Raw genomic sequence first — 22,620 nt, 5'->3', positions numbered from 1 at the left:
AATATAAATCAATTTCTATTTTATAATCAAAAACTATACTCCTTTATTTTGAATGATGGCATCACCTTTTATTAGAATTGTCCCTTGGTTTAGCAAATGTTTTTTTGTAAATAATATATTTGTTAAACCATTAATTAAGGGGGACTAGTATGCCGCAGGATCGAAAAGAAGAAGTGCAAAACGATACATATGAAGGAAAAGAGGTTATGCCAGATAATCCACAATATCTACCGCGTCACGTGCAAATGGAGCTGCCTCCCGAATTTTCTATAAATCCTCTTTTTGCCCGCAAAGGAGAATCAGTCGTTCCGCGCTTTAACATGCCTGATGAAGGCATGTTACCAGAAACAGCGTATCAAATCGTCCATGATGAAATGACTCTTGATGGCAATGCACGCTTAAATCTTGCAACATTCGTTAGTACATGGATGGAACCTACCGCAGAGCACTTATATGCTAAAGCATTTGATAAGAACATAATTGATAAGGACGAATATCCACAGACAGCTGAAATTGAGGAGCGGTGTGTCCGCATTTTAGCCAACCTCTGGCATTCCCCCAGCCCTCTTACAACTATGGGCGTTTCAACAACTGGATCGTCGGAAGCCTGTATGCTCGGGGGGCTTGCGTTAAAGAGACGCTGGCAAAATGCACGAAAAAGAGAGGGTAAGCCGGTGGATCGGCCTAATATTGTGTTTAGTTCTGCTGTTCAAGTCGTTTGGGAAAAATTTGCGAACTATTGGGAGGTTGAACCACGCTATGTGAAGGTTAGCCCTGAGCATCCCCGATTAGATCCTCAAGGGGTCCTTGCAGCCGTGGATGAAAATACGATTGGTGTGGTACCGATTCTCGGTGAGACTTATACCGGACTTTACGAACCGGTTGCCGCCATTGCAAAAGCGTTGGACGATTTACAGGAGAGGACGGGACTCGACATTCCTATGCATGTAGATGCGGCTTCGGGCGGATTTATAGCACCGTTTCTTCAACCAGATTTAGTCTGGGATTTTCAGTTGCCGAGGGTGAAGTCCATCAATGTATCGGGACATAAATATGGATTAGTCTATCCTGGCTTGGGTTGGATAATTTGGCGGGAAGCTGATGATCTCCCCAATGATTTAATCTTCCGCGTCTCCTATTTAGGCGGAAACATGCCGACTTTTGCCCTGAATTTTTCACGTCCTGGCGCACAAGTGCTCCTACAATATTACAATTACCTGCGTTTGGGGAAAAGTGGGTACTATGATGTCCAAAGGGCTTCTCAGAAGGTCGCTCTTTTTCTTAGCAAGGCGATTCAGGAGATGGAACCGTTCGAACTTTTGTCCGATGGTTCGGATATTCCGGTTTTCGCTTGGCAACTGAAAAAAGGTTACACATTAAACTGGAACCTTTATGATTTATCTCGACAATTGCGTGTGTTCGGCTGGCAAGTACCCGCATATCCATTGCCTCCAGATCTAGAAGCAGTGACGATTATGCGCGTTGTGGTTCGAAACGGATTTTCTATGGATCTCGCGCATTTATTTTTGAGGAACCTCAAACAGGCCGTTGCCTTTCTGGATTCCTTGGATGGACCTATGCCACATGATACGAAATGTGATAATGGGTTTCATCACTAATTAGGGAGCAGCTCTCGTCGTCGTTAAATTGAGCTCAACACCCATAACTTTTCGAGCTATCGACTGGGAAGTGGTACAGAAAAGCTGATGGTTTCAACCAAGGGATACATGATGATAGGTGATGAACAAATTGATGCCTGAGGGCTTTACAATATCAAATCATACGCCCAGTTTTCAGAAATCTATTGGCTTTTCTTCTGGTTTCGAAAGACACAATTCAAATCTGTTGAAGAGTTAAAGAAATTTGTAGCTAGTATTTCCTTTTTGGGGGTACCATTACCTGCTTTAGGAGTTACTCCACCATTACATTGGATTTTAGCGGATAAATGGGGTGAATCTATTGTATTAGAATCGACAAGGAGTAGTGACTAATAGTCTTGAGTTTAATTGGCATTTACAAAATGTAAGACAATATATAGGTCTTAAATCGCAGCCATGCGAGGGAGATATACCATTAAGTGCTTTTGGACAAGGTTCAGGTTCAATGGGACTTAATGGAGATTTCACCCTACTATCAAGGTTTATACGGGCAGCGTATGGTAAATAAAATATTCAGGGTATAGATAACGAAGAAGAGGGTATATCGGTCATTTTTCGTATTTTGTAAAATTGTGAGGTTCCAAAAGGAGGAGTAATAACGGAAGAAGATACATTAGATAATACTATTTATACAAGCGCAACGTGCATGGAGTCTGGTACATATTATTACTATATCTATGATTGTAGATAAATTATTGCCCTTCGTTATTAGTAACAGGATAGCTGCTTAACGATAAAAATGAATTTGCCAATTTTCTTGCAAAATGTAACGGGTGCTCCACCGATTGGATATGAATATACATAATTAAGGGATTCATGTATAACCAGTGATTATGTAAAGCACTGACAATAATTCCTTGTTGTACAATTGATTTCATAAATGCAGGGATCTCTTCTTGTAGAACCGCGATTTCTCCTAAATTTAATGCATTGCCATTTTGATCCAACGATTCAAAACTTACTCCGACGGGAACTACATAGGCACTTGGTTTTCCTTGAACCAGGACCTTAAAATTGCGGTGAAAAGACACCGAACAACCACCTTGATTTATTTTACTCTTTCCTTTAAGAATTGCAGCAAATTGATCAGAAATGAAATTTAAATTAGACATAAGTTCAATTCCTTTCCCGTGCTAAATTTATTCATGTAGAAATTTAATTTAAAAAATGTAGTTCCTTCTTTTAAAGAAAAGAACTACTTATAAACAACTTTTCTCTAAAATAAACAGGCTGATATGTGTAATTTGTACCCTGTTTATTTTAGAAGAAATATAAATGTTATTTCCCAACAAACATAACTTAATGAATCCTTTCTATATATCATTATAAAAAATTCATAAAGTAGGCAATTGTACATCTTTATTTTATGTAGGTTAGATAAATATGTGCCTTAATAAGTCTGTGCTTTCTTTATGAAATTCTTATTGGTAATTAAACAATAAATTTAATATATTTTAATGATTGTATAGGGTAAAACTTAATTTGTTTTTTCATTGAGACTATTCGTTTTTTCCATATTTCATATGGGAGTAAAGCACAAATTATTAATCCTATTGTTCCTAAAAGTAGCTTTGTTAATTGAGCATCAACAAAATGTCTACTGTTATAACCGTAATGTTGGACAGCGACAATGGATGGAGGTTCTTCTGCTACGCTATATTTAGGAGGAAAGGTTATAAATTCACCGTCTACATTATCCCATGAAGATCGTTATTTACCGAACGCTTGGGTGGTAACAGCAAACCAAAAACAAAAAATAAAGATGACAATTGATGGGAGAAAAATAGATACCAAAACATCAGATGAATTTGATGCGAACATTTCAACGAATTTATGAATTATTAAAAATAGAACAAATACATGATTTTTATCTCGTTAGTTGGAAAATTAAAATTATTTTTTAAAATTAGAAATTATTATTTCATATTCATGATTTGCACAATATCAAACGAGAGTGATGAGGATTCCAAATTTACGGAATTCTTATCACTCTTTTTTAGTTTTTTGTAAATATGGAACAATATCCTTACTTTCACTGTCTATTAAGCGTTAAAACATTTTTTATTAAATAAATTAAGAAAGGAATCATCATTTTTAACTAAGGGAGAAGATTGAATTGAAAAAATTATGGATGCTGCTTTTCGTTTGTTTCGCGGTTATGTTGGTAGGATGTAATAAAAACGAACCGCCAAAACAAGCATTTGAAGAATATATCAATTTATGGAATGATAGAAAATTTACAAATATGTATGATCATTTATCAGATCATGCAAAAAAATCAATTTCTAAAAAAGAATTCACAGAAAAATATCAAAAAATCTATGAGGGGATTGGAGCTAAGAATTTAAAAGTTAAAATGAAAGGAGAGAATACGAAAGATAAAGAGCTTTTTCTTTTTGAAGTTAAGATGGATACCGATGTAGGATCAGTTTCATTCATCCATGAAGCAAAACTTGTGAAAGATAAAGAGTCCTGGAAAATAGATTGGACGCCAGACTTCATTTTTCCAGGAATGAAAAAAGATTACAAAGTACGTATGCAAATAGAGCAAGGAAAACGCGGAGAAATATATGATCGAAATGGAAAAGGGCTTGCAACGAATGGTAAAGCGACTGAGGTTGGAATTATTCCAGAGAAACTAGGCGAAACAGCAGCGCAAACGAAAGAAATAGTAGCACAATTACTTGATATGTCTATAGAAGAGGTCGAACAAAAGCTCACAGCAAAATGGATAAAACCAGACTCCTTTGTACCAATTGGTATTTTAAAAGAGGGAACCAGACAGAATGATTATATTGAATTAGAAGGAGTTTCATCTCACCCAGTAAATATTCGTACGTATCCATTAGGTGAAGCAGCGGCACACTTAACTGGATACATAGGAAAGGTGAATGCGGAGGAGTTAAAATCACTTCAAAAACAAGGTTATCAAGCAGATGATTTAGTAGGTAAGACCGGTTTAGAGAAAGTGTTAGAAAATAAATTGCGTGGTGAAAAGGGTGGACGCGTATTTATAGAAGATGAGAAGGGGAAAGAGATTAAAAACGTAGCAAAAAAAGAAGCAAAAGAAGGAGAAAATGTTACGTTAACAATTGATGCTGCAATTCAAGAAAAAATCTTTAATGAGATGAAAACTGAAGCAGGGTCTAGTGCAGCGGTCAATCCTAAAACAGGTGAAACAATCGCACTTGTAAGTAGCCCTGCTTATAATCCAAATATAATAGTTAGAGGAGCATCGAAAGCCCAACGAGAAGCATGGAGTAACGACTCGAAACTACCAATGACGAATCGCTTTACACAAGCATTTGTACCAGGTTCCGTATTTAAAACGATCACAGGTGCAATTGGTTTGGAAACAAACACAATAAATCCGAAGGAAGAATTTAAAATTCAAGGATTGAAGTGGACAAAAGATTCGTCTTGGGGAAATTACTATGTAACGCGTGTAAAGGATGCAAGTCCAATTGATTTTGATAAGGCAATGAAGTACTCTGATAATATTTATTTTGCTCAACAAGCTTTGAAAATGGGAAAAGATCAGTATGTAAATGAATTTAAAAAGTACGGATTTCATGAAAAATTACCAATCGAATACGAACTTCCTATTTCAATCATTGCAAAAGATGGGATAAAAAACGATATTCAACTTGCAGACACGGGCTATGGACAAGGACAAGTATTAATGACACCATTTCATTTAGCATTAACATATGCACCGATTGTAAATGAAGGGAATATTCCGTCGCCACATCTTTTAAAAGAAGCAAAAGTAGCGGGGAATTGGAAAGAAAATGTGGTTTCTAAAAAGAATCAAGAGATATTAAAGAGTGCATTAATCAAAGTCATTAATGACCCTGATGGCGCAGGGAGAATTGCACAGGTTGATGGTGTGACGCTTGCTGGTAAAACTGGTACAGCAGAACTGAAAGAGTCGAAAGAAGCAGACGGAAAAGAACTGGGATGGTTCGCAGCTTTCGATGCAAATGCGCCAGACATGATTGTTACAATGATGATTGAAGATGTAAAAGGAAGAGGAGGAAGTAACGTTCCAGGTGAAAAAATAAAACATGTATTTCAGAAATAATACTTAATTATAAGGTGAATTTTTCACTAAATTTATTACATGTTTGCTTAACTCAAAGATATAGATTGGGGGAAATATAGAACAATTAAATTTCAAAAAAGCATTCTTTCTAATCGAGAATGCTTTTTTGCTGTCATTCTAGAAAAGTTGACATTGTTAATGGCAAATAGAAGGAGATAGCAAATTGAAATGGACAAGTAGAGTGTTACGTTAAATTCAAAAAATAGATTATTGTGAGTGGATTTTTATCATTGTATGCTTTACTTGTTTTTTAGTAGTATTATTCTGCCTGAAAAAAGATAAACAATGGAACAAATGAAACTTGTATTTTGTCTATATATTGAAACCATAATAAAAAAGTGAGGGCAGTTTTATGTTTATTCAAATAAGTTTGAGGTGTGGAAATGGAACAGACGTTTATTGAAAAGTGTAATCATGATGAGCTGGACTATGTTATAAAAGACTATTGGCAAGATGTATGGAATTATTCATTTATTATTACGAAAGATCCACACTTATCAGATGATATCACGCAAGATGTATTTATAAAGGTGTTTAAAAATTGGAATTCATTTCGAAAGGAGTCATCTATTAAAACGTGGATTTTAAAAATCACAAGAAATACGGCAATAAACTATTTGAAATCCTCCTATTTTAAAAGGATATCTTTAATAGGATTTTTTAGTGACGATAAGCAATCCTTGTCAGCAGAACAAGAATTTTTTAAGCAAGAAGAAATGAATGATGTGTGGAAGGTGGTATTAGAACTACCTAAAAAGCACCGTGAAATAATTATATTGGATGCAAAATATGAATTATCTTATGAAGAAATGGCTGAAACATTAGGAGTATCCATTGGAACTGTAAAATCGAGATTAAGTAGAGCGAGAAGTAAGGTTTCAAAATTAATAGGGGAGGGTAGTAGTGATGAACAATAAACAAAATCCTGACTGGTATAGAAAAATAAAAAAAGGCCCAATGGAGAATCGTAAAGATGAAGAAGAATTTATTTCTAAAATAAAGCAGTCTATATATGAAAATAATGAAGTGGATTTTGAAAAACATAAAAGACCATTTCGTAAAAAAGCATTACCTATTGTAGTTGTTTTGGTTTGTACAATGTTATTTTTCATTGTTCAACAACCTTGGCTTGATGATAATAAATCGCCGGTACAAAGTAGTACTCAAATTAAGCCTAAAACAAAAGATGAGTCTGCTCAAGATCCATCATTAAAACAATTTATGAATGAACTATATCAAAGTACGAACTCAAAAAATGAAAATAACTTGTACAAAGCGTTAAATGATGAAGTTCTATTTAAAGGAAAGAGTTATAGGAAGGATGAATTGAAGTTTGATGAAGATATCTTTCATGAGTTGCAAGTCGCCCTTACAATGGGAGGAGAGTTTGCAAAAGATACAAAGCAAGTATATAAAGTACCAAGTGGATTGACAGAAAGTAACCAACCAAACCAAGCGCATTTTATATATGCAACTGTTACTGGAAATAAAACGAAAATTTTAGCTGAACCAAAGCGAGAATCACAAGTTTTATATGAAGTATCTAATGAAATGGTAAAAGCTTGGATTCCAGAAAAAGTACAGAATAATGGATATATAAAAATATCTACAATTAACGGTAATACTGGATATGTACAGAAAGAGTATGTTTTAACTGATATTAAATATTCATTTATGTTCGAAAAGAATAATGAAGGTATATGGAAAATAATAAATATAGATTCTATATGGTAAAAGAGGAAGGTTCATTAAAGTGAACCTTCCTCTTTATTTTTATTTTCGTTTTGAAGAGTATTCCAGTACTCTAAAATTTCTGATGTAACGAGAGCGGCAATGTTTTTTTCTGAATTACTACCAGGGATAACGACAGAAACGGCAATTTGTGGATCTTCCGTAGGAGCATATGCAATGAAAAGAGAGTGATTTATCATTCTTGCTTGCTCATTTGGAAAACCTGTAATACCTGTTTTACCTGCGACGTCAAAGGGCAACTTTTTAATTTCCTCTATATTTTGACTCATCCCACCTTGCACGACACTCCAAAAGTTCATCGGGTAACGATTTGAACTTTCTAAAATGGGTTTAAACTTTTTGGTTTCCTTACCATCTTGACCAATAATCGCACTTACGATTTGAGGTTTATATTTGTCGCCTTTACTTGCCAAAGTTGCTGCATATTGAGCGAGTTGAAGAGGAGTATGCACTTCATTTCCTCCCCAAGAGGCATTTAATAAAGCTGAAATCCCATTTTCAAATTTATTAGATGGATGGAATTCATATTGTCCGTCTTCTTCAAAGGGTAAATCAATCCCAGTTTTAGAACGTAGGCCGAATTGCATTAAATAATCTGTCCATATATGTGCCACTTTTTCTATATTTCCATTATTTTGGTTGAATAAGGGCAGAGCTACTTTTGCTGTCATAAATGTGTTAGATGAATTAATGATAGCCTGCCTCGGTGTAATCTCCCCTGTTGGTGTTCCAGGCGCATTCGTAATGTTATTTTGATTATCATACTGAAAAGTACCTTTATCTAAATAAGTATCTTCTGGTTGGAAAAGCTTTTCATTTAATCCAATTAAAATAGTGAGTGGTTTTATAGTAGAAGCCATATTTACATAAGATTCACCATACTTTAATTTTTGAATTGCTTTATTTTGCGAAAGAGATTTAATGTTTTCTTTTCTAGAAGATACATGTGTATTTAATATATTTGGATTAAAAGCTACCGAGTTGGCCATAGTTAAAATTGCGCCAGTTTTTGCATCGCTCACTATAGCATAACCAGCTTTAGCATCAGGTGTTTTCTTAATTTGAGATTTTAATGCTTCTTCTGCCTTTTGCTGCAACTCAGAGTCTAAAGCTAGCCGCACATCTTTTCCTTTTTGTACTTTTTGAATGTTCCATAAGAACTTTTTATTATTCAATTCAAAAATAAGAGTTTTGCCTGGTTTTCCTTTTAAATCATTTTCATATTGCAGCTCAATCCCGCTTTTTCCAACAGCTATATGCTTGGACTTAAGGTCATTTTCTACATACCCAATTACTTGTGAACCAATTTCGTGTTTAGGGTAATATCGAATCCATTCATCTTTAATTATTACATTATTGGGTTTGTTTTTGTTTATGAATGCAAGTTCATTCTCATTTATATCAGAGTATAACGGTATATCATTCATAGTCTTCTTTTTACAAGATTGTTGTAATTGAGATTTTATGTTCTCTGTAGAAATATCATGTTGAAACTCGCTTGAAAATTGGTTAAAAAAAGCTAATGTGTTTGATGTATCTTGTTTCGATAGCTTTTCATCATTAGAAGTGCAATATAGAGACTTAACTTTCTTATTTGTAGCTAGCATTACACCATTTTTATCAAAAATCTTTCCTCTTTCAGCTGAAGAAGTTGCGATAGTAATTGAAATGAAGTTGATTTTTAATAAAATTAGTAAAATCAAACCTACAATAGAAAGAACCGCAAAAAATCTCCATCTTCTTGTATGTAACATATAACCCTCCCTTATGTAGCTTATTTCATCTTATATTTAATTATTTTTTTTGTAAATGTGGAACAACTTTATTGTTTAGGTTGTCTATTAAGTATTACAGCATGAAGAAAGGAATAATTAGCATGAAAATTTACTAGCAAGTTTATATGTAAGTTTAATAAGAGTTATTATACAGTTTAGCACTTCTAATGCAAGTGGCAAAAAAAATAGAGAGAAAACAAGAAGGGAGAGTTATTAATTCCGTAGCTAAACGAAAAGGAATGGTTGCTTACAAGGATTAAGAAAAAAATTGAGGCGATATTTATAACCGATTATCGGTATCTAATATATAAGGAATGCTTTTAGTATTTGTAGCAATTCCTGAAAGGATTAAATGGAGGATTTATGAAAGGACAAAAAGGCAAGAAGCAGAAGACATATATATCTATTCGATTAAATATAATGTTCCTTTGCATATTTGTACTATTCTCAGCTATTATTATGCAACTAGGAAAGGTACAAATCGTTGAGGGAGAGGCTTATAAGAACCAAGTGGAAAGTAGTCAAAATGCAATAACTAGTATTCCAGTTCCACGTGGACAAATTTTAGATCGAGAAGGGAAAACAGTTGTTAATAATAAATCTCTTCGCACAATTACGTATACAAGGGTGAAGGGAATTACGAGTGAAGATATTTTAAAAACAGCAAAAGACTTGGCGAAAGTACTTGAAATGCCTGAACAAGATATAAATAAATTAACAGATATCGATAAAAAAGATTTTTGGATGCAGTTGAATTTGAAACGTGCGGAGACAAAGATTACTAAGAAAGATATAGAAAAGTTTAAAGAAAAGGGTATAGAGGGAAAAGAGTTAGATAAAAAAATAGAAGACTTAAGACGAGGTCGTGTTACAGAGGTAGAATTAGCAGAATTAACAGCACAAGATTTAAAGGTGTTAGCTATTAAAAGTAAAATGAGTTCAGGTTATCAACTAACACCACAAATTATTAAAAAAGATGTAACAGATGAAGAGTATGCGCGGATAAGTGAAAACCTTGCGAATTTTCCAGGAGTAGATGCAACTGTTGATTGGGAACGTAATTATGTAAATGGTAATTTATTTCGTTCTGTATTAGGAAATATTACGAGTAGTGAAGAAGGATTACCGAAAGAAAATTTAGATTCTTATTTAGTACGTGGATATAACCGTAATGATCGTGTTGGAAAAAGTTATATTGAACAACGATATGAAGATGTATTACACGGCACAAAAGAAGAAGTGAAAAATATTACTGATAAATCAGGAAACATTGTTAGCACAGAAATAATCTCTAAAGGAAAAAGTGGTAATAGTTTAACATTAACGATTGATATGGAATTACAAAAGAAAGTGGAAGAAAGTATAGAGAAAAACTTGAGAGCTTTTAAGAGTTCAGAGCCACTGCTCGATCGAGCTTTTGTTGTCATGACGAATCCAAATAACGGACAAATTTTATCAATGGCAGGCAAAAAGATTGTAGAAAAAGAAGGAAGAATAGAGGTTGAGGATTTGGCATTAGGTAACATGACAACTTCGTATGAGCTAGGGTCAGCTGTAAAAGGTGCTACTTTATTAACTGGATATGAGACAGGGGCAATACATCCAGGAGATCAATTTTATGACGCGCCGATGAAATTTAAAGGTACACAAGCTAAGAAATCGTGGAATGTATCCGGATTTGGTAATATTAATGATTTACGGGCTTTACAAGTATCTTCGAATGTATACATGTTCCAAACAGCTTTAAAAATTGCGGGAGTCAATTACGTACCAAATGGCTCATTGGATATTAAACAAGGAGCATTTGATACGATGCGCTATTATTTCAAGCAATTTGGTTTAGGTGTCCCAACAGGTATTGATTTACCGAATGAAATAATTGGACAAACGAGAAAAGTAGATAGTCAACCTGGGTTTTTACTAGATTTTTCTATCGGTCAGTATGATACGTATACGCCGTTGCAATTAGCGCAATATATTTCAACGATTGCGAATGGTGGTTATAGAATGCAACCTCAAATTGTACAAGAAATACGAGAACAATCAATAAAAGAAGAGGTTGGCAAAGTTATACGTTCCATAGAGCCTGTCGTATTAAATCGAATTGATATGAAGAAAGAACATATTGATCGGATAAAAGAAGGGTTTAGATGGGTATTCCAAGAAGGTGATGGAACTGGCGTGAAATATTTCAAAAACGCGCCATATAAACCAGCAGGAAAGACAGGAACAGCCCAAACTGTATATGGTGGAGATGACCCGATTGGTAGAAATGCAAAAGGAGAACGTATGGAATGTTACAACTTAACGTTAGTTGGATATGCTCCATATGATAATCCAGAAGTAGCATTTTCCGTAGTAGTTCCATGGCTTCATGATGATAAAAATGGAATTAATTCTATAATTGGAAAGGAAGTATTAGATGTATACTTTGATTTGAAACAGCAACGTATACATGGTGAAGCTACTAGTACAGGTAGTTCTAAGCAAAATTAGAGTACTTTTCTCAGGGAAGAGACCCTGTTCATATAAAGCCATTTATAAGTAAAAAAATGAAATATGAAATAAGAGATAGAGGCGTCGTAGCTACTATCTCTTATTTTGTTAATAACTCTCATACTAGCTATAATTTTTTTAGTTTGTGGAACAAATTTGGTTCGGTGATTGTCTATTATGTGTACGTATAAAAAGGCGCTAAAAATTTGGAAGGAATGATGATTTTGAAAAATAAGAGGATGCTAAAAATAGGAATATGCGTTGGTATATTAGGTTTAAGTATTACAAGCCTAGAAGCTTTTACAGGAGGGGCACTGCAAGTTGAAGCGAAAGAAAAGACTGGACAAGTGAAACATAAAAATCAGGCGACGCATAAAGAGTTCTCACAACTTGAGAAAAAATTTGATGCTCGAGTAGGTGTATATGCGATTGATACTGGTACAAATCAAACAATCTCTTATCGATCTAACGAAAGATTTGCCTTCGCATCAACCTACAAGGCTTTAGCAGCAGGAGTATTACTACAGCAAAACTCAATTGATACATTAAATGAAGTAATCACATTTACGAAAGAAGACTTAGTGGATTATTCACCTGTTACAGAGAAACATGTAGATACTGGAATGAAACTAGGAGAAATTGCTGAGGCTGCTGTTCGTTCAAGCGATAATACTGCAGGGAACATTTTATTTAATAAAATAGGAGGACCGAAAGGATATGAAAAAGCGCTTAGGCATATGGGGGATCGGATTACTATGTCTGATCGCTTTGAAACAGAATTAAACGAAGCTATTCCAGGAGACATTCGTGACACTAGTACAGCGAAAGCTATTGCTACGAATCTTAAAGCTTTTACGGTCGGAAATGCACTTCCAGCTGAAAAACGTAAAATTCTTACAGAGTGGATGAAAGGAATTGCTACAGGGGACAAACTTATTCGTGCAGGCGTACCAACTGAATGGGTAGTTGGAGATAAATCAGGTGCTGGTAGTTACGGGACAAGAAATGATATTGCTATCGTTTGGCCTCCAAATAGAGCACCAATTATCATCGCAATTTTATCTAGTAAAGATGAGAAAGAGGCAACCTATGATAATCAACTCATTGCAGAGGCAACTAAAGTTATAGTTAAGGCTCTTAAATAGTATTTTAGTTTTCGCATTTTTAACATGAAAGTATTAAAAGTATAAAGTTAGAAAACGACTCTTTTCTTGTGATAAGAGTCGTTTTTGTATTCTTATTATTAAAAAGGTAAAAGTAAAAATATAACGAATATATATGACATATCTCATACGAAATTTCATGTACTGTATTATTATATTGATTTAAATAAATTTCAAGAAAGTATAATATAATTCAGTTAGCATATAGAAGTGTTTGATGAGAATGTAAAGGAGAAAATATGAAAAAGAAAATTAATAGAATTGTAATGATTATTTGTATATTAGTAGGTTTTACAATCTTTTTATATTTACAGAACAATTTAATAAGTATAACTGAGGTTAAAATAACCTCTAGTAAAATACCATCCTCTTTTAAAGGGTATAAAATTCTACAAATTTCAGACTTACACAATAAAAAATTTGGCGATAATCAAGATGTGTTAATTCAAAAAATAAAAAGTATAGACCCAGATATTATTGCGATTACGGGTGATTTAATTGACAGTAAATCATACGATGCAGAAGTGAGTATGCAATTAATACAAAAAATGGTAAATAAGTATCCTGTATATTTTGTGACAGGAAACCATGAACAATGGTCTGGAAAGTATAACAGTTTAGAAAAAGAGTTGAAGAAATATGGTGTCAATGTTTTAAGGAATGAACATGTAGGCATTCGAAAGGGTGAGCAAGAAATAAACTTGCTAGGTATTGATGATCCAGAGTTTGTTACTGGAAACCGTGATGAAGGAAATATTATAATAGGTGAAATTAAAAAAGCAAAAATTGAAATGCAGCCAGATAGATATAATGTATTATTATCCCATAGGCCTGAATTTATAAAGGAATATACGAATGAGAGGTTGGATTTGGTTTTATCGGGACATGCTCATGGAGGGCAAGTTAGATTGCCATTTATCGGTGGATTAGTTGCTCCAAATCAAGGTGTTTTACCTAAATATACAGCAGGTTTATATGTAGAACAAAATACATCAATGGTAGTGAGTAGAGGATTAGGAAATAGTATCATTCCGCAAAGAATTTTGAATAGGCCAGAGATTGTAGTCGTGCAGTTAAATTAAGCTGTACAATTTTTTTATACAAAAGTGAGTAAAGAGATTTTATGTATTTTGCAGGAGTTAACATTACAATTTTGTTAAAAATTTTCTACGTTACATAAAGTAACAAAATTTGACCCTGATTGTTTGTTATAGTGTAAATAATCAAAAAACTTAAAATTTGTCGAGTGAAAATTGTGATAAGTAATTCATGTAAAAAACTTAAAGGGGTGTACACATGCATAAAGAATATGAAATTGAAGAATACACGGCGATTGAGGAACAAATACATTATTATTGTAAATGTTTATTAGTAAGTCATCCTGATCAAATAATAAAGTATTTAGAAAAAAGGTTAGAAAAATATGCAGAAACATTACAATATGCACATTTATATCCTGACACAGTTATTTTACCGTTACAGCAATTAGTTATTGAATATTCTTTAGATGTTGCTAGAATTCGGAAGTATATGAATTTAAAAACGTAAAGTGAAATTTATAGTTTAAATGAAACAGAGTCGACTTTAGGAAATGAAATTCTAATGTCGACTCTGTTTCATTGTTTAATATCGTTGATTGAACATACATACTAATCAATGAAGTTTGACATATAATTAAGCAAGGGTAAAATAAAAGTGAGTACTCACTCATTTTATTGGAAAAGGAGGATGAAACGTGCAACAACCTTCCATTATTTTACGGACTGTATCAAAAAGTTTTGGGAAAAAAGAAGTGTTACACAATCTTTCATTGCAAGTTGAAAAAGCAGAAATTTTTGGTTTTGTTGGACCTTCTGGATCGGGGAAAACAACGCTCATTAAAATGATTGCAGGTATTAATGAGGCAACGAAAGGTGAAGTGCTTGTTAATAATACTAATATGCCTAATTTAAATGAAATGAAAAGAATTGGTTATATGGCCCAGGCGGATGCATTATACGAAGAATTGTCAGCATATGAAAATGCAGATTTTATAGCAACGATGTATGGACTAAAGGGAAAACGTAAAAAGACAAGAATTGCAGAGGTTTTTGAACTTGTACAATTGTCTCAGTATATGAAAAAGCAAGTACAACAATTTTCAGGTGGAATGAAAAAACGCTTATCATTAGCAATAGCGCTCCTTCACGAACCAGAAATATTAATTTTAGATGAGCCTACAGTGGGGATAGATCCGCTTCTTAGAAAAACGATTTGGGAAAAATTTTATGATCTTAAAAAGAAAGGCACAACGATTATTGTAACGACGCACATTATGGATGAAGCTGAATTTTGTGAGCGTCTAGGGTTAATTAGAGAAGGGAAACTAGTTGCGGTTGGAACAACTGAAGAATTGAAAAAACGCGTGTCATCTGGACGGATTGAAGATGTCTTTTTGCTAGAAGAGGTGGTGCCATCATGAGAGTTACTGGTGTAATTATACGTATTATTCGTCAATTTTTTCGAGATAAGCGTTCGTTAGCAATGATGTTTGGAGCACCGATGTTATTACTTTGGCTTTTGTCACTAGTGTTTACACAGAAAGACTATATACCGCAAATTGCTGTTGTTGATATGCCCGCTCAAATAGTAAAAATGATGAAAAATCAAGAAGCGTCAATTTATGAATACAGTAAGGAAAAGGCGATTTCTGAGTTGGAAAAACAAAAAGTAGATGCAGTATTTCGTATAGAGAATGGAAAAATGAAACTTCTGTTGGAAGGTAGTGATTCGTCAAAAAATCGTGCTGTACTTCAAGTATTGCAAAAAAGCACAGAGAAGAATGATGTATCGATTATGAAACCTGAAGTAAATTATTTACATGGCTCTAAAGACTTTACGATGTTTGATGGGCTTGGTCCTGTATTAATTGGTTTCTTTACATTTTTCTTTGTATTTATATTATCAGGTGTATCTTTCGTAAGAGAACGTTTAAGTGGTACGCTAGAAAGGTTATTATCCACCCCAGTAAGAAGATGGGAAATAGTCGCAGGTTATATTATTGGTTTTGGAATCTTTGCCTTTATACAATCCATTATTATCGTAAGCTTTTCCGTTTATATTTTAGATTTATACGTAGCTGGCTCCATATGGCTAACGCTACTTATTACATGTATGCTCTCTTTAACTGCACTAACATTAGGTACGTTTTTATCGGCATACGCAAATAATGAATTTCAAATGATTCAATTTATACCGCTTGTTATTGTGCCACAAATCTTTTTTTCTGGATTGTTTCCAATGGAATCTATGAATAAGTGGCTACAAATGTTAGGGAAAGTATTTCCACTCACATACGGCGCTGACGCAATGAGACAAGTGATGATTCGGAATCAAGGGTTTACAGAGATTGCATTAGATCTTACTGTATTATTACTTTTTTCACTATTATTTGCAGTAGGAAATGTATTTGCTTTAAAGAAACATCGCAAAATATAATAATAACAAAAAGGAGCTTTATAAATGCAGAAGGATTGGCTGGAGGAATTAATAGCTGCAACTAATACGGATAAACGAAATGAACGTCAAATGCGAATATTAGAAGCGGCTGTTGATATGTTTGGAGAAAAAGGATACGCTTCAACTTCAACAAGTGAAATTGCAAAGCGTGCTGGTGTAGCGGAAGGAACCATCTTCCGCTACTATAAGACGAAAAAAGATTTATTACTAGCGGTCGTAATGCCAACTTTAACTAAGTTCGCTGCACCATTTTTCGTACAAACCTTTGCAAAAGAAATATTTAAATCAGAGTATGAATCGTATGAAGGACTTTTAAGGGTTGTAATTCATAATAGATTTAAATTTGCTCAAAAACACTTTCCTATGATAAAAATATTAATTCAAGAAGTACCATTTCAACCAGAACTAAAAAATGAAATACAGCAATTAATAGAAACAGAACTGTTTTCACATTTCAAAAAATTGATTGTGAAATTTCAAGAAGAAGGAGAGATTATTGAAATACCGTCATCTTCCGTATTACGTCTTACTTTATCAGCTGTATTAGGTTTATTATTAACACGATTTTTATTATTGCCTGAAGAAAAATGGGATGATGAAGCGGAAATTGAAAATACGATTCAATTTATATTGTATGGATTAACTCCACGAATTTAAGCGTTGAAATGTGAATTACATACATTACTTTTAAGTAAAAATAAATCGCCTTTAAAAAGGCGATTTATTTTCATTATATATTTTTGATAAATAAGTACTTGTTTACTAAAAACATTCTAAATCAGCGTGTTTCTTTGTCTCTTCTTCTAAGACCTAATAATCCTGCTAGTCCTAATAAACCAAGCCAAGCCCAATTATTATTTCTATCACGATTATCATTTAAATCATTTGTTGTATTGACATTTCGAGTTCTCACATCATTATTAACTCTGTCTAAGTTATTGTCATTTACTCGAGTTGAAATATCAGTGTTATTCACTCTATTCATATTATTTCCATCGTATTCAGCTTGCGCAGATGTACCTAAAAACATAATAGATAGTGCTAAAACACTTAAAATAGATGATAATTTCTTTTTCATAACAATTCCCTCCTTTCTTAATCATTAATTTCTCCGGAGCATCTGTGTATTATTCATTTCACAATATCTAAACCAGTATAATAGGGCGCACATTTATTGAAAATAGAGTTGAATGATTGTTAATATATTATTGGATATATATTTCTCATAAAAATAAATGAATCAAACTTTGCTTAAAATGTTAATCTTAGTACAATTTATAGTATACGGACTAGCACTAAGGAGGTAATGAGATGCGACAATTTGCAAAACCTACAATCGTCGTAAGTAAATGTTTAGAATTTGATGCTTGTCGATATAATGGAGAGATGATTCCAGATGTAACAATACGAAATTTGCAGCCATTTGTTACATTTATACCTGTTTGTCCAGAAGTGGAGATTGGATTGGGAACTCCTCGTGAAACGATACGAATTGTAGAAGAAAATGGTGAGAACAGACTTGTGCAACCGTCGACACGAGAAGATGTAACTGAAAAAATGGAGCAGTTTTCAAATGACTTTTTACAAACGATATCGGATGTGGATGGTTTTATTTTAAAGAATCGTTCACCAAGTTGTGGTACGCGTGATGTGAAAATTTATTCTGGTTTTGAAAAAGCGCCCGCAAAGGGAAAAGGATCGGGCTTATTTGGCGGAGCAGTAGTAAAAAAATTTTCGCATCTTCCTATTGAAGAGGAAGGCAGATTGTCGAATTTTATTATTAGAGAGCATTTCTTTACAAGACTATTTACAATCGCATATTACAAAATGATTAAACATAATAAAAATATGAAAGACCTTGTATCGTTTCAGTCGGACAATAAATATTTATTTATGGCATATAATCAAGTGAAACAAAAGGAATTAGGGCGTATAATTGCAAATCACAAAAATGAAAAGATTGAAGTTGTATTTGAAAACTATGAGAAGACTTTATATGAATTATTTATGCGCACACCCCGCTATACATCGAATGTAAATGTATGCGAGCACATTTTTGGATACTTTAAAACAAAGCTAAAAAAACAAGAAAAAGATCATTTTATAGAACTGTTACAAAAGTATGCAGAAAAGAAAATACCACTTAGTAGTTTACTTACAATTTTAAAATCATGGGCCATTCGATTTGATGAAAAGTATTTATTAAGACAAACGTATTTCGAACCATACCCTGAAGCATTAGTAGAAATTTCTGATTCGGGAAAAGGTAGAGATTATTAAACAATAAATTACATAATTCGACACGAAATATCCTATGTTGTTGTAGAACAATGTAGGAATTTTTTTGTGCATTAGTACAGAATCTGTTTTAAAATTAAGTTATGACAGAATTATAGCAATTGTCTAACTAATATTCTTGTCTTTTAAGTTGTTATGTTTGTAGTAGAAACTCGCACGCTGTCGAAACTCAATATTCGATAAGGGGTGTGTAGCGGAATGGAATTTACTCTAACTCGCGAAAAACAAATGATTAAAGAAATGGTACGTGACTTTGCTGAAAAGGAAATCGCACCGAAAGCTGTATATTATGACAAAACTGCAGAGTTTCCATATGAAACATTTCAAAAAATGGGCGAACTAGGATTATTAGGCATCCCATTCCCAGAAGAGTATGGAGGTTCAGGTGGCGATACTGTATCGTATGCGTTAGCAGTTGAAGAAATTGGTCGCGCTTGTGGTGGCACTGGTTTAAGCTATGCTGCAACAATTTCATTAGGTGCTTCTCCAATTTATTATTTCGGTACAGAAGAACAAAAACAAAAGTATTTAGTTCCAATGGCGTCAGGTAAAACATTAGGTGCCTTCGGATTAACGGAGCCGAATGCTGGATCAGATGCAGGTGGTACTCAAACGAAAGCGGTACTAGATGGCGATGAGTATGTAATCAGTGGTGAGAAGTGTTGGATTACAAACGCAGAGTATGCAAATACCATTATTGTAACCGCTGTCAACGGTGTTGAAGAGAATGGTAGAAAACGCATTTCAGCATTTATCGTACCTACTACTAGTGAAGGATTAACGATTTCTAGTCCTTACGATAAAATGGGCGTTCGCGCTTCTAATACTTGTGAAATCGTACTTGATGGTGTTCGTGTACCGAAAGAAAATATTCTTGGTGATGTAAATAAAGGTTTTAAACAATTTTTATATACACTTGATGGAGGACGTATTTCAATCGCAGCATTGGCAGTTGGTATTGCGCAATCAGCCTTTGAACGTGCATTGCAATATGCGAAAGAACGTCAACAATTTGGAAAGTCAATCTCTAATTTCCAAGCGATTCAATTTAAATTAGCTGATATGGCGACTGAAGTAGAGCTAGCACGCAATTTAGTACATAAAGCAGCTTGGTTAAAAGATAACGATAAACCTTTCGGTAAAGAAGCGGCAATGGCAAAACTATTTGCATCGGAAGCGGCAAGCCGTATTGCGAATCAAGCAGTACAGATTCATGGTGGATATGGCTATATGCGTGAATATGAAGTTGAACGACATATTCGTGATGCGAAACTATTAGAAATTGGTGAAGGAACTTCTGAAATTCAACGTCTCGTAATTGCTAGACATTTAGGATGTAGATAAAAGGGAGGAATCACTATGTTTCAAAAAATATTAATTGCGAATCGCGGGGAAATCGCTGTTCGTATTATGAAAACTTGTCAAAAACTTGGCATTCGCACTGTTGCTATTTATTCTGAAGCAGATGAAAATGCCCTTCATGTGAAAATGGCAAATGAAGCTTACTTAGTAGGTGGACCGCGTGTCCAAGAAAGCTATTTAAACCTTGAAAAAATTATTGAAATAGCTAAGAAGACAAATGCAGAAGCAATTCATCCGGGTTATGGTTTATTATCAGAGAATCCGTCTTTTCCGGTTCGCTGCAAAGAAGAAGGAATCGTATTTATCGGTCCTTCAGAAGAAATCATTACGAAGATGGGAAGTAAAATCGAATCACGTATCGCAATGCAAGCAGCAGATGTCCCAGTAGTCCCAGGTATTACTACAAATATTGAAACTGCTGAAGAAGCAATTGAAATTGCAAAACAAATTGGTTATCCATTAATGCTTAAGGCATCCGCAGGCGGCGGAGGCATTGGTATGCAGTTGATGGAAACTGAGCAAACGCTCACCAAAGCGTTTGAAAGTAATAAAACGAGAGCGCAAAACTTCTTCGGTAACGGAGAAATGTATTTAGAGCGATATATAGTAGACGCGCATCATATTGAAATTCAGCTTTTAGCAGATACACATGGTAACACAGTGTATTTATGGGAGCGTGAATGTTCGGTACAGCGCCGAAATCAAAAAGTAATCGAAGAAGCACCTTCACCATTTTTAGATGAAGGTACACGAAAGGCGATGGGAGAAGTTGCTGTACAAGCTGCCAAAGCACTTGGTTATACAAATGCAGGTACAGTTGAGTTTCTTGTAGATGATCAGAAGAACTTCTATTTCTTAGAGATGAATACGAGATTACAAGTAGAGCATCCAGTGACAGAAGAAATTACGGGATTAGACCTTGTAGAACAACAACTTCTGATTGCAAGTGGAGAGAAACTATCATTTACTCAGGATGATGTAAAACGTAGTGGTCATGCCATTGAAGCTCGTATTTATGCAGAGGATCCGAAAACATTCTTCCCGTCACCTGGGAAAATTACAGATTTAACATTACCGTCAAATGTACGGATTGATCACTTCTTAGAAAATCATGTAACGATTACACCTTTCTATGATCCAATGATTGCGAAAGTCATTGCACATGGCGAGACTCGTGAAGAAGCAATTTCAAAATTACATGATGCTCTAGAGGAATTAAAAGTAGAAGGTATTAAAACGAACACACCAATGCTACTGCAAGTTTTGGAAGACGAAGTGTTCAAAGAGGGTATTTATACAACAGGCTTTGTAACGAAACAACTCGTTAAAAAATAAGATTTAACAATATTAAGGGGGAAAAAATGATGACGAAAGTATACGCATCGATGGCAGGAAACGTTTGGAAGATTGTTGTAGGAGTAGGAGATACAGTAGAGGAAGAGCAGGATGTCGTCATTTTGGAATCTATGAAAATGGAAATTCCAATCATTTCAGAAGAAGCTGGCACAGTTATGAAAATTAATGTGCAAGAAGGCGATTTTGTAAATGAAGGAGATGTATTATTAGAAATTGAATAGGGAGATATAGGGGGAAGCGAATTGAAACTACCTAATTTTGCTGTCATTAAAGAAGTCGGGCCACGTGATGGCTTACAAAATGAAAAAAAGATTGTTGGCACAAAAGATAAAGTAAAATGGATTCAACTACTTACAGAAGCAGGATTGTCGTATGTTGAAGTTTCCTCATTCGTTCACCCAAAATGGGTCCCTGCATTAGCGGATGCAAATGATGTATTTTCTGAGCTGAAAAGGGATCCAAATGTTACATATGCTGCGCTTGTTCCGAATCAAAATGGTTTGGAACGAGCTTTTTTGCAAAATGTAGATGAGGTGAATGTTTTTTTATCAGCAAGTGAATCTCATAATAAAAGTAATATTAATAAATCGATTAAAGAAGCATTAGTTGTAATTGAAGATATAACAAAACAGGCATTATTCGAAGGGAAAAAGGTAAGAGGCTATGTTTCTACTGTATTTGGATGTCCTTATGAAGGGGATATAAGTGTCGCAGCAGTTGACGAATTATGTAATCAACTATTTTCATACGGCATTTATGAAGTTTCTCTTGGGGATACAATCGGTGTAGCGAATCCATTACAAGTAGAACAAGTATTAGAACATCTATTAAAGAAGTATGATGCTTCGCAGTTTGCCATGCATTTTCATAATACGTATGGAATGGCTCTAGCGAATGTAGTTAAATCATTAGAATACGGTATTACAACGTTTGATAGTTCTTGTGGTGGACTCGGGGGCTGCCCTTATGCACCAGGAGCATCAGGTAATGTTGCCACTGATGACCTAGTACATATGCTCCATAAATTAGGAGTCCAAACGAATATAGACGAAGAAAAGTTATTGAGAGCTAGTCAATTTATTCAAAGTAAGTTGAATATCCAATTACCGAGTCATGTGTATAGAGCGCTTCAACATAAAACGATAAGTAGGTGAGAA

General features: G+C 34.3%; 19 protein-coding genes and 3 pseudogenes. 18 read left to right on the top strand and 4 right to left on the bottom strand.

Features of this window, described 5'->3' with window-relative positions; translation table 11 throughout:
* Window positions 1-149: 149 nt before the first annotated feature.
* Together gad and ES895_RS29750 are read left to right on the top strand one after the other, a co-directional pair.
* A complete protein-coding gene (gene gad / locus ES895_RS13835; protein WP_135238417.1) occupies window positions 150-1,619 on the top strand; it encodes a glutamate decarboxylase in 1,470 nt (489 codons plus the stop codon).
* Window positions 1,620-1,829: 210 nt separating this feature from the next.
* A pseudogene (locus tag ES895_RS29750) lies at window positions 1,830-2,346 on the top strand (linear amide C-N hydrolase); the annotation flags it as partial.
* A gap of 4 nt (window positions 2,347-2,350) precedes the next feature.
* Here the strand turns inward: ES895_RS29750 and ES895_RS13825 are convergent.
* Together ES895_RS13825 and ES895_RS13820 are read right to left on the bottom strand one after the other, a co-directional pair.
* On the bottom strand, window positions 2,351-2,770 hold the full coding sequence (locus ES895_RS13825; protein WP_000067578.1) for a DUF1259 domain-containing protein: 420 nt from the start codon (window positions 2,768-2,770) through the stop codon (window positions 2,351-2,353).
* Between the two features lie 379 nt (window positions 2,771-3,149).
* A pseudogene (locus tag ES895_RS13820) lies at window positions 3,150-3,293 on the bottom strand (cell division protein FtsW); the annotation flags it as partial.
* On the opposite strand from ES895_RS13820, the pseudogene ES895_RS13815 reads away from it, so the two are divergent.
* The 4 genes and pseudogenes from ES895_RS13815 to ES895_RS13800 all read left to right on the top strand — a co-directional run.
* A pseudogene (locus tag ES895_RS13815) lies at window positions 3,289-3,495 on the top strand (phosphodiester glycosidase family protein); the annotation flags it as partial. The pseudogenes ES895_RS13820 and ES895_RS13815 overlap by 5 nt on opposite strands.
* Window positions 3,496-3,774: 279 nt before the next feature.
* Window positions 3,775-5,742, top strand: a complete 1,968-nt coding sequence (locus tag ES895_RS13810; protein ID WP_069604687.1) for a penicillin-binding transpeptidase domain-containing protein — start codon at window positions 3,775-3,777, stop codon at window positions 5,740-5,742.
* A gap of 404 nt (window positions 5,743-6,146) precedes the next feature.
* Window positions 6,147-6,680, top strand: coding sequence for an RNA polymerase sigma factor (locus tag ES895_RS13805; RefSeq protein WP_000438327.1), 534 nt, complete (start codon window positions 6,147-6,149; stop codon window positions 6,678-6,680).
* Window positions 6,670-7,497: an SH3 domain-containing protein gene (locus ES895_RS13800; RefSeq protein WP_001060751.1), complete on the top strand. Its 828-nt coding sequence runs from the start codon at window positions 6,670-6,672 to the stop codon at window positions 7,495-7,497. The genes ES895_RS13805 and ES895_RS13800 overlap by 11 nt, the downstream gene beginning before the upstream one ends.
* Window positions 7,498-7,511: 14 nt before the next feature.
* On the opposite strand, the gene ES895_RS13795 is transcribed toward ES895_RS13800, so the two are convergent.
* Window positions 7,512-9,269 (bottom strand): peptidoglycan D,D-transpeptidase FtsI family protein, encoded by a 1,758-nt coding sequence (locus ES895_RS13795; protein WP_048568130.1) that lies wholly within the window; start codon window positions 9,267-9,269, stop codon window positions 7,512-7,514.
* A gap of 384 nt (window positions 9,270-9,653) precedes the next feature.
* On the opposite strand from ES895_RS13795, the gene ES895_RS13790 reads away from it, so the two are divergent.
* From ES895_RS13790 to ES895_RS13760, 7 genes are all read left to right on the top strand, one after another.
* Window positions 9,654-11,786, top strand: coding sequence for a peptidoglycan D,D-transpeptidase FtsI family protein (locus ES895_RS13790; protein ID WP_000678283.1), 2,133 nt, complete (start codon window positions 9,654-9,656; stop codon window positions 11,784-11,786).
* A gap of 218 nt (window positions 11,787-12,004) precedes the next feature.
* The gene (gene bla / locus ES895_RS13785) at window positions 12,005-12,931 is read left to right on the top strand and encodes a class A beta-lactamase Bla1 (RefSeq protein ID WP_135238441.1); all 927 of its coding nucleotides are present in this window, start codon (window positions 12,005-12,007) and stop codon (window positions 12,929-12,931) included.
* A gap of 257 nt (window positions 12,932-13,188) precedes the next feature.
* Window positions 13,189-14,031 (top strand): metallophosphoesterase, encoded by an 843-nt coding sequence (locus ES895_RS13780; RefSeq protein ID WP_135238416.1) that lies wholly within the window; start codon window positions 13,189-13,191, stop codon window positions 14,029-14,031.
* A gap of 214 nt (window positions 14,032-14,245) precedes the next feature.
* Window positions 14,246-14,497: a hypothetical protein gene (locus ES895_RS13775; protein ID WP_000548621.1), complete on the top strand. Its 252-nt coding sequence runs from the start codon at window positions 14,246-14,248 to the stop codon at window positions 14,495-14,497.
* 187 nt (window positions 14,498-14,684) lie between these two features.
* Complete coding sequence (locus tag ES895_RS13770; RefSeq protein ID WP_001187071.1) at window positions 14,685-15,410, top strand: ABC transporter ATP-binding protein; 726 nt, start codon at window positions 14,685-14,687, stop codon at window positions 15,408-15,410.
* The gene (locus ES895_RS13765) at window positions 15,407-16,426 is read left to right on the top strand and encodes an ABC transporter permease (RefSeq protein WP_001266719.1); all 1,020 of its coding nucleotides are present in this window, start codon (window positions 15,407-15,409) and stop codon (window positions 16,424-16,426) included. The genes ES895_RS13770 and ES895_RS13765 overlap by 4 nt, the downstream gene beginning before the upstream one ends.
* 24 nt (window positions 16,427-16,450) lie before the next feature.
* On the top strand, window positions 16,451-17,104 hold the full coding sequence (locus ES895_RS13760; RefSeq protein WP_001168188.1) for a TetR/AcrR family transcriptional regulator: 654 nt from the start codon (window positions 16,451-16,453) through the stop codon (window positions 17,102-17,104).
* Between the two features lie 121 nt (window positions 17,105-17,225).
* Here ES895_RS13760 and ES895_RS13755 read toward each other — a convergent pair whose 3' ends face one another.
* Window positions 17,226-17,525, bottom strand: a complete 300-nt coding sequence (locus ES895_RS13755; protein WP_000728151.1) for a WGxxGxxG family protein — start codon at window positions 17,523-17,525, stop codon at window positions 17,226-17,228.
* A gap of 233 nt (window positions 17,526-17,758) precedes the next feature.
* Between ES895_RS13755 and ES895_RS13750 the strand changes: the two genes are divergently transcribed.
* From ES895_RS13750 to mvaB, 5 genes are all read left to right on the top strand, one after another.
* Window positions 17,759-18,727 carry a YbgA family protein gene (locus ES895_RS13750; protein WP_001248645.1) on the top strand — a complete coding sequence of 323 codons (969 nt, stop codon included), beginning with the start codon at window positions 17,759-17,761 and terminating at the stop codon, window positions 18,725-18,727.
* Window positions 18,728-18,943: 216 nt separating this feature from the next.
* Window positions 18,944-20,089 carry an acyl-CoA dehydrogenase gene (locus tag ES895_RS13745; RefSeq protein WP_000397282.1) on the top strand — a complete coding sequence of 382 codons (1,146 nt, stop codon included), beginning with the start codon at window positions 18,944-18,946 and terminating at the stop codon, window positions 20,087-20,089.
* Between the two features lie 15 nt (window positions 20,090-20,104).
* Window positions 20,105-21,442 carry an acetyl-CoA carboxylase biotin carboxylase subunit gene (locus ES895_RS13740; RefSeq protein WP_000486752.1) on the top strand — a complete coding sequence of 446 codons (1,338 nt, stop codon included), beginning with the start codon at window positions 20,105-20,107 and terminating at the stop codon, window positions 21,440-21,442.
* A 26-nt stretch (window positions 21,443-21,468) separates the two neighbouring features.
* Window positions 21,469-21,684 (top strand): acetyl-CoA carboxylase biotin carboxyl carrier protein subunit, encoded by a 216-nt coding sequence (locus ES895_RS13735; protein ID WP_001987345.1) that lies wholly within the window; start codon window positions 21,469-21,471, stop codon window positions 21,682-21,684.
* A 21-nt stretch (window positions 21,685-21,705) separates the two neighbouring features.
* Entirely contained in the window at window positions 21,706-22,617 is a 912-nt protein-coding gene (gene mvaB / locus ES895_RS13730) for a hydroxymethylglutaryl-CoA lyase (RefSeq protein ID WP_000775433.1), read from the top strand.
* Window positions 22,618-22,620: the final 3 nt, after the last annotated feature.

The sequence above is a fragment of the Bacillus sp. 007/AIA-02/001 genome, assembly GCF_004634455.1.
In the GTDB taxonomy this organism is placed as follows: Bacteria; Bacillota; Bacilli; order Bacillales; family Bacillaceae_G; genus Bacillus_A; species Bacillus_A cereus.
Note: the sequence above shows the minus strand (reverse complement) of the source record. Positions and strands in the feature narration are given on the sequence as shown.